This window comes from Neobacillus kokaensis (assembly GCF_014656545.1).
Classification (GTDB): domain Bacteria; phylum Bacillota; class Bacilli; order Bacillales; family Cytobacillaceae; genus Neobacillus; species Neobacillus kokaensis.
Map to the genome: position 1 here is coordinate 166,299 of NZ_BNDS01000002.1, position 12,578 is coordinate 178,876.

Here is a 12,578-nt window from a genome sequence, read left to right on the forward strand (position 1 = left end):
TATCTTCCCTCCTAAAAATTCACCACTTTTTCAATTGCCTTTAAGACCCGCTGCGGTGTTGGAAGATAATGGTCCTCTAAAGCAAAAAGCGGAACTGGAACATCAAAACCTGTTACTCTTTCAATAGGAGATTTCATATACAAAAAGGAAGTATCATTAATAATCGACACAATATCATTACCCAACCCGCCAGTTTGATGTGCCTCATGAACGATCACCGCACGGCCTGTTTTTTGAACAGATTCAGCGATAATATCTTTATCAATCGGATATAAGGTCCTTAGATCAATTACATCACAGTTGATTCCCTGAGTTTTTGCCTGCTCTGCTGCCTTCATTGTTACCGGAACCATCGCGCCCCAGGCAATTAAGGTCACATCGCTGCCATCCAGGAGCTTCTTCCCTTTTCCGATTTCAACCGTATATTTCCCTTCTGGAACCTCTTCCCTGCTCGCTCGGTATATTCTCATCGACTCTAAAAACAATACCGGATCCGGGTCTTCAATCGCCGCTATCATTAGTCCCTTTGCATCATAAGCAGATGAAGGGCAGACAACCTTAATTCCCGGCATATGTGTAAATAATGCCTCGACACTGTCTGAATGTACTTCTGGTGCTCTAATACCAGCACCATATGGAGCGCGGATTACCATTGGAACACTGTATTTCCCCATTGTCCGCATCCGTATGCGTGAAACATGGGTCATAATCTGCTCATAAGCGGGATAAATAAACCCTAAAAATTGTATCTCCGCAACCGGTTTAAAGCCATTTACCGCCATGCCTATGGATGCCCCGATAATGCCGGCCTCACTTAGCGGCGTGTCGATAATCCTGTCTTCTCCAAATTGTTCATATAAGCCTTCCGTAGCACGGAACACACCACCATTTTTTCCAACATCTTCTCCTAAAACGAGAACACGCTCATCCTCCTGGAGCATCGTCCGTAACCCATCTGTTATCGCTTGAATCATTGTTAATTGGATGGTTTTCGTGGAACGTTTTACTACTGCTCTCTCCATGACCATTAAGCTTCCCTCCCGCTTAATCGAAGATATTCTTCCTTTTGTTTGGCAATCGTCCAAGTCGGCCTTTCAAAAACATGATCAAATAAGTCATTCACATTCGCTTTTGGGTAATTCTCCATGTCTTTAACAGCCTGATCAACCTCATTGGAAATCTCTTCTGTTATCTTGTGAACCCAATTTTCATCCCAGAAACCATTATTCTTCATATATCTCTCAATTCGAAGGAGCGGATCACGGGTATTTCTAATCGTCTCGCTTTTCGATTGATCCCGGTATTTGAAAGGATCATCTGCGGTTGTATGGGCACCATATCTATAGGTCACGGCTTCGATTAAGGTTGGTCCCCCGCCATTACGTCCCCTGTTAAGCGCCTCCAAAGTGTTAAAATAAACAGCGAATACATCATTTCCGTCAATCCGAACGCCAGGCATATTATAGGCAAGTGCCTTTTGAGCAATGGTCCTTGAGTTCATTTGCTTTTCAACCGGAACAGAAATCGCAAAGCCGTTATTTTGGTTAAAGAAAACCGCAGGGGCTTGAAACACGCTGGCGAAGTTTAACCCTTCATGGAAGTCTCCCTCTGAAGTCGCTCCGTCGCCAAAATAGGCAATAGCCGCATTCTTTGTCCCTTTTCGTTTTTCCGCCATTGCCGCCCCTGCTGCATGCGGTATTTGGGTAGCTATTGGAACAGCAGGAGGAAAAATCTTTTGCCCATCATCAGGTACACAGCCCTCCACACGTCCATTCCAATACAGCAGCGTCCGCATCATACCGGCACCAAATGTTAACGTTGCACCGTGGTCACGGTAGGTTGGGAAGATCCAATCATCCTTATCAAGTGCCAAAGCACTCCCGACCTGTGATGCCTCTTGACCCTCAAATGGGGCGTATGTTCCAAGTCTTCCCTGGCGCTGTAAACTAACGGCTTTACGGTCAAAAGTCCTGATGCGGACAATGTGATAGTAAAAGCTTTTAACAAGCTCTTCTGTGATTTTTTCCTTGTATTGTTCGTGCAGTAACAGTCCATTTTCATCCACAACCTGTAAAATTGGAAAGTCAGCTAACATATAGATCACCTCATCTTCTTGAAGTTGGCTCATTATTTACCAATAGTCCATTTAGGGCGCTTCGTATGGGAGAAAAAGCTATTAAGTCTTTTGCCATCTTCTAACCGTTTTTCGCATAATCGATTTGCCGCCTGGACAGTTGTAATATCATCTAATTTTGCTTGCTTATAAACTTCTAATAATGAATCGTAGATGGATTTTGTTTTCTTTAACACGCGTTCTTTGTTATAGCCGTATAGTTCATCAGCCACTTGAATTAACCCGCCTGCATTGACAATATAATCCGGGGCATATAGAATCCCTTTTTGCTTTAATATTTCCCCGTGTTTTTCCGTCAGCAGCTGATTATTAGCTGAACCGACAACAGCTTTTACTTGTAACTGGTTAATCGTTATATCATTAATAATCCCACCTAAAGCGCACGGAACAAATACATCGGCCGATATAGCATACAGCTCATCCCCGCTTACAACCTGGGTGTTTCCTCCCAACTGCTTAGCACGTTCTTGAATCGCTTGTATGGACTTTTGATTGATATCACTTACATAAAGATTAGCGCCGGCTTCAAGCAACTGCTCAGCAACCTTGAAGCCTACCTTTCCCAGCCCTTGAATGATATAGGTTTTACCAGAGAGCTCTTCGCTGCCAAAAATGGTTTTATTCGTTGCTTTTAACCCATAAATGACCCCAAGTGAAGTGGGCACGGATGAATCACCGCTGCCCCCATAGGCTTCAGGTACACCGACAATGCAGTTTGTTTCCCTTGAAGCATGAACAAAATCCTCCGTTGAAGTTCCCATATCCGTCCCTGTATAAAAACGGCCATTAAGAGAATCGACAAACTGACCAAAAGCTCTGAACATAGCCGGTGTTTTGTCCTTTAAAGGATCACCGATAATCACCGCTTTTCCCCCGCCAAAGTCTACATCGGCAGCCGCACATTTATACGTCATTCCCCTTGATAGTCTCAAGACATCCTCTAATGCATCCTCCACTGAAGAATATGGATGCATCCGGCAGCCGCCTAATGCAGGACCAAGGGTAGTATTATGAATGGCGATAATCGCCTTTAGACCAGTATTAGGGTCATTGCAAAAAACAATTTGCTCATGCTCATGCATTTTTTCCAAAATAGTTGATTGGAGCGATCCATCTTGTGCCTTTATTGCGTTCATCATGTTACCTCCACTCTGTTTTTCATCACCCGAGATAGCGCTTTCACGAAAACTGATGACAATTAAGAAAATTGTGTTTATACTATTATGATAGTGAAAACAAATAGCTAATTACATAACACAATGCATAATTTTTAAGTCCACACTATACATTTTGAATAAGTTTTCTATGAAAAAACTTCATTTTAAAAGGAGGGCATTTTAATGGATCAAATCGATATTTGTCTTCTAAAGCTCCTTCAAGAGAATGCACGGATGACCATCAGTGAATTGTCAAAGAAGTTATCACTTAGCCGCCCAAGTATTTCCGAGCGATTAAACAGATTGCAGGAACAGGGGATTATTGATGGTTTTAGTGCGCGTATTTGTCCTAAGAAGATTGGCCGCGATGTCGTTGTGTATATTCAACTGAGTGAAATTAAAATACTTTCTTATACAGATTTTGAGGACTGGATTAAAAACGACCCTGATATTGTCGAATGCCACCGGCTGACAGGTGCCGTCAGTTATTTATTGAAAGCCGCCGTAACAGGAATGGAACATCTAAGCAGCCTAATAGACCGGCTGACGCCATATGGTAATGTCAATACATCCATCGTCTTGTCATCACCCGTTCCGTTTCGCTGCATCACACCACACGCAGTAATGCAGGAATAAAAAATGGTGTCAGGCACCATGTGAAAATTTCACATGGTGCCTGACACCGATTTAGCCAACATATGTCAAGCGTTCGCCATTTTTGTATACTTCGTCAATCGTTCCGCCTCCGAGACATTCGTCGCCATTATAGAAAACAGCAGCTTGTCCTGGTGTTACAGCACGGATTGGTTCGTAGAAGATGACTTCTACCTTATGGTCCTCTAGCAAGCGGACCTTCACTTTATGGTCTTCCTGACGGTAGCGGAATTTTGCGGTACAGTCAAATTCCACTTGCTTCTCACGATTGGAGACCCAGCTGACATCAGTAGCGATAATAGAATCAGAATAAAGCTTGTCATTATGGAAACCTTGCCCCACATAAAGGACATTTCTCTGTAAATCCTTACCAATAGCAAACCAAGGCTCGCCGGCGCCGCCGATTCCGAGTCCATGACGCTGCCCTATTGTGTGGTACATCAACCCTTCATGCCGTCCTTTTACTTCACCATCAAAGGTTTCCATATTACCCGGCTGTGCCGGTAAATATTGACCGAGGAATTCTTTAAAATTCCGTTCACCGATAAAACAAATTCCAGTACTGTCCTTTTTCGTTGCCGTTGCAAGACCTGCCTCCTTGGCAATCTCCCGGACTTTTGATTTTTCAAGGCTTCCGATTGGGAACATAACTTTACTAATCTGATCCTGCGATAATTGGTTCAAGAAATAAGTCTGATCCTTATTTTCATCGATACCGCGCAGCATTTTGTATTCCCCGTCGCGGAACTCAACACGGGCATAGTGACCTGTAGCCAAATAATCTGCCCCTAAATTCATCGCATGCTCAAGGAAGGCTTTAAATTTAATTTCCTTGTTACACATGACATCTGGATTTGGCGTCCGGCCAGCTTTGTACTCATTCAAAAAATAAGTGAAGACCTTGTCCCAATATTGCTTTTCAAAGTTAACGGCATAATAAGGGATGCCAATTTGATTACAAACTCGGATTACGTCATCATAATCTTCTGTCGCCGTACATACCCCGTTTTCGTCAGTATCATCCCAGTTTTTCATGAAAATCCCGATGACATCATACCCTTGCTGCTTTAATAAGAGCGCTGCAACGGAGGAATCGACACCGCCTGACATACCGACAACAACCCGGATATCTTTTGGATCTTTCCTTTCCACTTCAATTCACCTCTCTTTGCCTAAATTAGGCGTTACAATTTATTTTCTAAGACGCGAAACGACTTTTGCAGTCTCTTCAGCCGCCTTGATGATTTCTTCCGTTGTGTTGTTATAACCGAAGCTAAAGCGGATAGAGTTTGTTAACCGCTCCGAATTCTTGCCAAACATCGCAACAAGCACGTGCGACGGCTCGATTGAACCGGCCGTACAAGCAGAACCGCTTGATACCGCAATTCCGGCCAAATCTAAATTGACCAGCATAGCTTCGACATTTGATTCCGGAAAGCTTAAGTTTAATACATGCGGCAATGATTGTTCAAGCAATCCGTTTACAGTGAATTCGATTTCTTGTTCACGCAGTGTTTCCATCAACATTTTTTTAAAGCCAAGGAATTTCCCCCGCTTTGCTTCCCGATCTTCAGCAGCAAGCGTAACAGCTTTGTGGAAGCCCGCGATTGAGGCAACATTTTCCGTTCCCGCACGCCTTTTTCTTTCTTGTTCACCGCCAAATAAACGGGGCGAAATTTTCACATTAGATCCGACATAAAGGAATCCAATTCCTTTTGGACCATTTATTTTATGAGCTGAAACTGACAACAAATCAATCCCGCTCTCCGCTACATCAATTTTTTCCATCCCATACGCCTGAACAGCATCTGTATGGAATTTCGCTTGGTGATCCTTTAGGAGCTGTCCAATTTCTTTAATCGGCTGCAGCGTGCCAACTTCATTATTGCCATACATGACCGAAACCAAGATGGTATCATCTCTTAAAGCTGCTTCAAGTTGATTAATGGAGATACGGCCAGTTTCATCTACCGGCAAATAGGTAACCTCAAAGCCCATCTTTTCTAACCTTTGGCAGGCATGAAGAACAGCGTGATGTTCAATCTGTGTTGTAATAATATGCTTTCCTTGATGTTGGTAGTTCTCAGCAACACCAAATAATGCCATGTTATCAGCCTCAGTACCGCCGCTTGTAAAAATAATCTCGTTTTCTTTCGCCCCAATGCTGTTTGCCATTGCTGCCCGGGCTACATCAAGATAATGCCTTGCTTCCCGTCCAAATGAATGGATGCTCGATGGATTTCCAAACGTTTCATTCATTACTTGGAGCATTTTTTCTATAACCTTTGGGTGCATCGGAGAGGTCGCGGCATGATCGAGATAGATTCTTTCCATCTTTACACCTTCAATCAAAATAATTCTCTACTATTAATTTTGTCATTAAATATAAAACATATAACCTTCAAGATCGTTGTCATCACTATGACTGGCTAAATCCTCAAGTGTTGTATTGTCAAGCACATCTTTAATGGCATCGCGGATGCGAATCCATAGCTCACGCTTTGCCGGTTCTTCATCTTCGATTCCTTCAACGGGTGTAATTGGTCCTTCCAATACACGAATAACATCACCAGCTGTAATTTTTGAAGGAACATCCGATAAAATATAGCCTCCGTATGCCCCTCTGATACTTTTTACCAAACCGGCGTTTCTAAGCGGTGCAATCAATTGTTCTAAATAGTGCTCTGATAAATCATTAGCCTGAGCAATTGTTTTAAGGGAAGTCGGCCCCTCACCGTAGTTTTTTGCCAGTTCAATCATAATGGTAAGACCATAGCGGCCTTTAGTAGAAATTTTCATTTCGTTCACTCCTTGTTCTAAACATTTTTATCAAATAAAGGCGGTTTAAAGCAAATTTTCCGCATAACTCATCCTTTTTCTAAAAAAATCCACAGTAAATAGATAGGCATTAGAAATTATATCATATTCTTCTTCAATATGCTTTTTCAAGCGAAAATGGTATTGTATAAGGAGTGAAGTTTACTTTGGAGAGATGATTATAATGCAAAAACCATTAGCATTTCGCATGCGGCCACGAACAATTGAGGAAGTCGTCGGCCAGCAGCATCTTGTCGGCGATGGAAAAATCATTGCCCGAATGGTCAAAGCCAAGCAGCTGACCTCAATGATTTTGTACGGCCCGCCGGGAATCGGTAAAACCTCAATTGCCAGCGCAATCGCCGGCAGTACAAAGTATGCATTTCGGACGCTGAATGCCGTCACCAATAATAAAAAAGATATGGAAATTGTCGCTGCCGAAGCGAAAATGTCTGGAAAAGTAATTCTGCTTCTTGATGAGGTACACCGCTTAGATAAAGCAAAGCAGGATTTCCTCTTACCCTATTTGGAAAATGGAATGATTGTGTTAATTGGGGCTACAACAAGCAACCCTTATCATGCAATTAACCCGGCCATTCGCAGCAGGTGTCAAATTTTCGAACTAAAGCCGTTAACCCCCGATGAGGTGAAAGAGGCATTACTGATTGCACTTAAGGATGACGAACGCGGATTAGGAAAAATAAAAGTAGACATTTCAGAGGATGCCTTACATCATTTTGCACAGGGTTCTGGCGGTGATGTGAGAAGTTCATTAAATGCTCTCGAATTAGCCGTTATGTCTACGGACCAAGACGAAGATGGTGTCATCCACATCGATGTACAGACTGCCGAGGAGTGTTTGCAAAAGAAAAGTATTGCCGCGGATAAAGACGGTGACGCCCATTATGATGTCGTCTCCGCTTTTCAGAAATCAATCCGCGGCAGCGATGTTAATGCCGCGCTGCATTATTTGGGACGGCTGATTGAAGCAGGTGACCTGCCAAGCATCAGCAGAAGATTGATTGTCATTGCCTATGAAGATATCGGACTAGCAAATCCGCAGGCGGGTGCACGTACCTTGGCAGCAATTGAAACAGCGGAACGGATCGGTTTTCCTGAAGCGAGGATACCGCTTGCCAATGCCGTTATTGAACTATGTTTGTCACCTAAATCCAATTCTGCCATTTTAGCGATTGATGCAGCATTAAGTGATATTCAAAAAGGCATCACAGGCGATGTGCCGGACCACTTGAAGGATGCCCATTATCAAGGAGCAAAAGAACTGGGAAGAGGCATCGGCTATTTGTATCCTCATGATTACGACAACGGCTGGGTCCAGCAGCAATACCTGCCGGACAAAATCCGCAGCAAACGATATTATGAGCCGAAGAAAACCGGCAAATTTGAGCAGGCCTTCGCGAGTGTTTACGAAAAGCTTACACGAAATAAATAACTAAGAATCCCCTTGTAACATTGCTTACAAGGGGATGTTTTTAAAATCAGCCATTTTTCACAGTGAGTTCTTCGCCAATTTCCTTTAATCTTTCGGCTATTTGTTCATCTGTTAAATGATGTTCCTTCACATATAAATTCCTTGGATGCACCCTGCATTCATGTGTACAGCCGCGCAAATATTTATGCTCATTTTCTTCGGAACAAATAATTTGTTTATTACATTCCGGATTAGCGCAGTTTACATAGCGTTCACATGGTTCACCGGTAAAGTGATCTTTTCCGACAATGACATGTTCTGTTCGGTTAATTGGGACACTAATTCGTTCGTCAAATACATAGCATTGTCCATCCCATAATTGTCCTTGAACTTCAGGGTCTTTTCCGTAGGATACAATCCCGCCATGCAATTGCCCCACATCTTCAAAGCCTTCTTTAACAAGCCAGCCGGAAAACTTTTCACAGCGAATACCGCCTGTACAATAAGTCAAAATCTTTTTTCCTTCAAACTGCTGTTTATTTTCCCGAATCCAATCTGGAAGTTCACGAAAGGCTTTAATATCAGGACGGATCGCCCCTCTAAAATGACCTAAATCAAATTCGTAATCATTTCTAGCATCAATCACAACCGTCTCTTCGTCCTGCATTGCTTCAAAGAACTCTTTTGGATTTAAATGTTGACCAGTTATTTGATTCGGATTAATATCATCCTCTAATCGAAGTGTTACAAGCTCAGCCCGCGGGCGGACATGCATCTTTTTAAAAGCATGATCATCTGCCTCATCCACTTTAAACACCATTTCCGCGAAGCGTGCATCCTCTTTCATGGTTTTCATATATTGGTCAGTCTGCTCAATCGTTCCAGATACAGTTCCATTGATCCCTTCCGCCGCCACAAGAATGCGTCCTTTTAGGCCAAGGTCTTTACAAAACTGTAAATGCTGTACTGCAAATTCCTCTGGATTCTCGATTGGTACATACATGTAATAAAGCAGTACTCTATATGGTTTGTTTTCTATCATGTTCTTCTACCCCTATCTTATATTTGCAAGATATAAGCATGTAGGTTTATTTAAATTGAACCACTTTTCTCTTACAAATCATTTATTGAAAAAAATTTTTTAACTTTTTCCCTAAGTTATTATTTTTATATAAAAATCCTTAAATTGCAATGGGAATAATTGTTTTTCTGTAAAAACCTCAGCTGACTGCCCCATGCTTTAGGCGGCTACATCCCGCTTTTTGAAAATAACAAAGGCCAAAACCTGAAAAATCACAAAGTATATCAGCAGCATGAGAATTGAGAAAGGCAGTGTCATTCCCTCTACAATTGGTGTTCCTTCAAAGTATTGCATTAAATCAGTGTTGGCAAACAAAATATATTTCGCCCAAGAATATTTTAGTGAAATCAATGCGGTAAATTGAGCACCTGTAAACAATAGAAAAATAGACAAGCCAATGGCAAGCGAGCTGTTACGGAATACAGACGATATCATATACGCCATAGTTGCCAGCATAATCATGTCAATGGAGCTTAAACCATAATAAATTAATAGGTGGATCACCATATTTTGCTCCGTCACGCGGCCATTATAGTAATTTAAATATGGCACTGCTTTATCTGGCATTCCAAATAGAATCGCTCCTAGAACACTTGAAAAAACAAACAGGACAGCTAATAAAAATAGTGCAAACAAGATAACTGTTATGTATTTTGAAACTAAAATTTTGCTGCGATTAATCGGTCTGATCAGAAGCAGTTTAATGGTTCCCCAATTAAATTCACTCGCCACAATCCCCGCTGCAATAATAATCGTAAATAAACCAGCAAGAACAATAAGCTCTGAAGCATCTTTTACAAATGTCCAAACATTGTATTTTTCTTGCGGAGGAAAATTGTGTTTGATCCGATAATCATTTATAGCGATTTCTTTTTTAAAAAATTGCTGTTCCATTTTAGAGGTACTTTGCTGTAATTGCCGCTTTAAAGCATCGTTCTCCTGGTTCAATGTTTGAGTCCAATGTTGATCAGCCACTTCCGGTCCCTTTTCCTGGTACTTAAAAAAGGCACCGACAATCGACGTAGCAATAATAAGAATTGCAATCATTACATAGGTTCCAGGACGTTTAAAAATTTTCATCCATTCATTTTTGATTAAATTAATCACGGCTGGCTTCCTCCTTTTTCCCTGTAACTTCAAGGAAGCGGTCCTCCAAAGTTTTAGCGGTTTCTTTTATTCCGTAGATTTGAAGGTCTTCGGCCGCTAACATTTTTACCAGTTTTGGAATTTCTCCCTTAGGCACCTGCACTGTAATGCCATTTTTAGAAAGGCTTGTCCGAACGTCTGGATATGACGACTGCATCAACTTTATTGCTGTTTCACCTGGTGTGACTTCCAGCTCAAATAAAGTGTCTGTGCTGCTGACAAATTCCTTCACCTGCTGTACATCGATTAACTGTCCATTTTGTATAATTCCAATCCTGTCGCACATCATTTCCATTTCTGACAGCAGGTGGCTGGATACGATGACCGCCATGTTTTTTTCACGTGCTAGAAGCCTTACATAGTCGCGAATTTCTCTAATCCCTGCTGGGTCGAGTCCGTTCGTCGGTTCATCCAGAATGAGAACATCTGGGTCATGGAGAAGACACTGTGCCAGCCCTAAACGCTGCCTCATACCGAGTGAATACGTTTTTACCTTATCATTGATACGGTCTTTTAGGCCAACAAGCTCCACTGTTTCAGCGATTTTTTCCTTCGTGATGCCTTTTGACATCCGCGCATAGTGGACTAGATTTTGATAGCCAGTAAGGAATTTATACATTTCTGGGTTTTCAACAATCGCTCCGATGTGGCTGACCGCCGCTTCAAAGTCTGTTTTAATGCTTGAGCCGCCGATGGTAATATCCCCTGATGTGATTCCCATCAGGCCGACAATCATCCGAATCGTCGTCGTTTTCCCGGCACCATTCGGCCCCAGGAACCCGAAAACTTCGCCTTTATTTACCTGGAAGTTGATATTGTCAATAATCGTTCTTCCCTTAATCACTTTTGTTACATTTTTAAGCACAACGATAGATTCCAAAGTGTTACTCCTCTCTCCTGCAAATTGACGCTATTACAGTTTACCTTATTATGGTGGAATTTTCCTGTTTTGTTTTATTTTTAAATGTTAACAAAAGGTTCAAATTATCTTTCTACAAATTTCGATATTTTTCTATAAAATTATGGTTGGATGATCATCTTTTTGGAGAGGAAGTGGCTTTGGCCTTATGATACTTTTAAAGCCTCGCGTTGAGTCTGACGAGTTAAAAATATGGAGATTATTAAACAATCGAATGACTCTTCCAGATAAAGATAAAAAACGTTTTATTTATATGGAAAAAGGATACCAGGGTGAGGTCCTTTTTGATCAATTAACAGCAAACCTGCAGCCTGATTTCTTTATCATAAACGATTTATGCCTTGAATTTAACAACTCTGTGTTTCAAATTGACACCACGATTATAGCCCAGGATAGGGTTTTTCCATTCGAGATAAAAAACTATGAAGGTGATTTTTATTATGATGACAATACAAAAGGGTTCTTTACATTAAGTAAAGATGAAATTAAAAATCCGCTTGATCAATTGAAACGGAGTAAATCACTACTAAGCCCGCTGCTCAAAAAACATGGGTTTTATTTACCTCTTGAAGGTTACGTCACCTTTGTAAACCCCGAATTTACGCTATACCAAGCCCCTTTAAATGAACCAATTGTATTACCGACACAGCTTAATAAATTTATGAAAAAATTAAACCAAACACCTTCAAATTTAAATGAACGTCACAGAAAACTTGCTGAACTATTAATTTCAATGCATCATACCGATTCGCCATATAAGCGGCTGCCTCCTTATGAATACCACCAAGTTGTGAAAGGGTTGACCTGTGCCAGGTGTAATTCGTTTATTCCTTCAGTCAACGGAAAGTACTTTACGTGTTTATGTGGATATAAGGAGGATGTTGAATCTGCTATTATACGTAGCGTGAAGGAACTTCAGCTACTATTTCCTGATTTAAAAATTACTACTAGCCTTGTATATGACTGGTGTATGGTGATTCATTCTAAAAAGGTAATTAGGGAAGTTCTTAAGAAAAACTTTGAAGTAAAGGGTGAAAGACATCTAAGATACTATATCTAAGATTTTTGAGTACTCGATACCTCTTTCTAAGTCGATGGTTCCTGATCCATTGACCTTTTTGGAGGATCTTTCTTTTTTGGGGCACTGGATGTATCTTGCATTGCCTTTTTTGAATAATTTCCTCTTTTTTGGGCAATGGAACCTGTTTGCTTTGACCTTTTTCAATGAGGTGCCTCTT

13 protein-coding genes are annotated in these 12,578 nt (G+C 41.4%); 3 read left to right on the forward strand and 10 right to left on the reverse strand.

All coding sequences use genetic code 11. The annotated features are described in order from the left end of the window. Positions 1-11 precede the first annotated feature (11 nt). Genes IE222_RS03325 through IE222_RS03335 form a run of 3 tightly spaced genes read right to left on the reverse strand, consistent with a single transcriptional unit; the run spans position 12 to position 3,270 of the window. On the reverse strand, positions 12-1,028 hold the full coding sequence (locus IE222_RS03325; RefSeq protein WP_370465004.1) for an alpha-ketoacid dehydrogenase subunit beta: 1,017 nt from the start codon (positions 1,026-1,028) through the stop codon (positions 12-14). Beyond that, a complete protein-coding gene (gene pdhA / locus IE222_RS03330) occupies positions 1,028-2,095 on the reverse strand; it encodes a pyruvate dehydrogenase (acetyl-transferring) E1 component subunit alpha (RefSeq protein ID WP_191270184.1) in 1,068 nt (355 codons plus the stop codon). Before pdhA ends, IE222_RS03325 begins: the two co-directional genes overlap by 1 nt. A 32-nt stretch (positions 2,096-2,127) precedes the next feature. After that, positions 2,128-3,270, reverse strand: a complete 1,143-nt coding sequence (locus IE222_RS03335; protein ID WP_191269668.1) for a Leu/Phe/Val dehydrogenase — start codon at positions 3,268-3,270, stop codon at positions 2,128-2,130. Between the two features lie 204 nt (positions 3,271-3,474). Here IE222_RS03335 and IE222_RS03340 point away from each other — a divergent pair, with 204 nt between their 5' ends. Beyond that, on the forward strand, positions 3,475-3,927 hold the full coding sequence (locus IE222_RS03340; RefSeq protein ID WP_191269670.1) for an Lrp/AsnC family transcriptional regulator: 453 nt from the start codon (positions 3,475-3,477) through the stop codon (positions 3,925-3,927). Between the two features lie 51 nt (positions 3,928-3,978). On the opposite strand, the gene mnmA is transcribed toward IE222_RS03340, so the two are convergent. The 3 genes from mnmA to cymR are packed head-to-tail and all read right to left on the reverse strand — an operon-like array spanning position 3,979 to position 6,744. Then, entirely contained in the window at positions 3,979-5,097 is a 1,119-nt protein-coding gene (gene mnmA, locus IE222_RS03345; RefSeq protein ID WP_275671426.1) for a tRNA 2-thiouridine(34) synthase MnmA, read from the reverse strand. 39 nt (positions 5,098-5,136) lie between these two features. Further along, positions 5,137-6,279 carry a cysteine desulfurase family protein gene (locus IE222_RS03350; protein WP_191269672.1) on the reverse strand — a complete coding sequence of 381 codons (1,143 nt, stop codon included), beginning with the start codon at positions 6,277-6,279 and terminating at the stop codon, positions 5,137-5,139. Between the two features lie 45 nt (positions 6,280-6,324). After that, positions 6,325-6,744 carry a cysteine metabolism transcriptional regulator CymR gene (cymR, locus tag IE222_RS03355; RefSeq protein WP_191269674.1) on the reverse strand — a complete coding sequence of 140 codons (420 nt, stop codon included), beginning with the start codon at positions 6,742-6,744 and terminating at the stop codon, positions 6,325-6,327. Positions 6,745-6,943: 199 nt separating this feature from the next. Here cymR and IE222_RS03360 point away from each other — a divergent pair, with 199 nt between their 5' ends. Next, complete coding sequence (locus IE222_RS03360; RefSeq protein WP_240009759.1) at positions 6,944-8,215, forward strand: replication-associated recombination protein A; 1,272 nt, start codon at positions 6,944-6,946, stop codon at positions 8,213-8,215. Between the two features lie 46 nt (positions 8,216-8,261). On the opposite strand, the gene trhO is transcribed toward IE222_RS03360, so the two are convergent. The 3 genes from trhO to IE222_RS03375 form a co-directional block, all read right to left on the reverse strand. Next, positions 8,262-9,236: an oxygen-dependent tRNA uridine(34) hydroxylase TrhO gene (gene trhO / locus IE222_RS03365; protein WP_191269678.1), complete on the reverse strand. Its 975-nt coding sequence runs from the start codon at positions 9,234-9,236 to the stop codon at positions 8,262-8,264. Between the two features lie 198 nt (positions 9,237-9,434). Then, positions 9,435-10,382, reverse strand: coding sequence for an ABC transporter permease (locus tag IE222_RS03370; protein ID WP_191269680.1), 948 nt, complete (start codon positions 10,380-10,382; stop codon positions 9,435-9,437). Beyond that, on the reverse strand, positions 10,375-11,301 hold the full coding sequence (locus IE222_RS03375) for an ABC transporter ATP-binding protein (protein ID WP_191269682.1): 927 nt from the start codon (positions 11,299-11,301) through the stop codon (positions 10,375-10,377). The genes IE222_RS03370 and IE222_RS03375 overlap by 8 nt, the downstream gene beginning before the upstream one ends. 187 nt (positions 11,302-11,488) lie before the next feature. Here IE222_RS03375 and IE222_RS03380 point away from each other — a divergent pair, with 187 nt between their 5' ends. Continuing rightward, positions 11,489-12,400, forward strand: a complete 912-nt coding sequence (locus IE222_RS03380; protein ID WP_223282563.1) for a nuclease-related domain-containing protein — start codon at positions 11,489-11,491, stop codon at positions 12,398-12,400. On the opposite strand, the gene IE222_RS26300 is transcribed toward IE222_RS03380, so the two are convergent. Then, on the reverse strand, positions 12,383-12,578 hold a 196-nt coding region (locus IE222_RS26300), incomplete at its 5' end, for a hypothetical protein (RefSeq protein WP_223282564.1). The two genes, IE222_RS03380 and IE222_RS26300, sit on opposite strands and share 18 nt — an antisense overlap.

Excerpts from the sequence above, each read along its gene's own strand:
- IE222_RS03325 (WP_370465004.1), bottom strand. The coding sequence starts at position 1,028 with ATGGTCATGGAGAGAGCAGTAGTAAAACGTTCCACGAAAACCATCCAA.
- pdhA (WP_191270184.1), bottom strand. The coding sequence starts at position 2,095 with ATGTTAGCTGACTTTCCAATTTTACAGGTTGTGGATGAAAATGGACTG.
- IE222_RS03335 (WP_191269668.1), bottom strand. The coding sequence starts at position 3,270 with ATGAACGCAATAAAGGCACAAGATGGATCGCTCCAATCAACTATTTTG.
- IE222_RS03340 (WP_191269670.1), top strand. The coding sequence starts at position 3,475 with ATGGATCAAATCGATATTTGTCTTCTAAAGCTCCTTCAAGAGAATGCA.
- IE222_RS03350 (WP_191269672.1), bottom strand. The coding sequence starts at position 6,279 with ATGGAAAGAATCTATCTCGATCATGCCGCGACCTCTCCGATGCACCCA.
- cymR (WP_191269674.1), bottom strand. The coding sequence starts at position 6,744 with ATGAAAATTTCTACTAAAGGCCGCTATGGTCTTACCATTATGATTGAA.
- trhO (WP_191269678.1), bottom strand. The coding sequence starts at position 9,236 with ATGATAGAAAACAAACCATATAGAGTACTGCTTTATTACATGTATGTA.
- IE222_RS03380 (WP_223282563.1), top strand. The coding sequence starts at position 11,489 with ATGATACTTTTAAAGCCTCGCGTTGAGTCTGACGAGTTAAAAATATGG.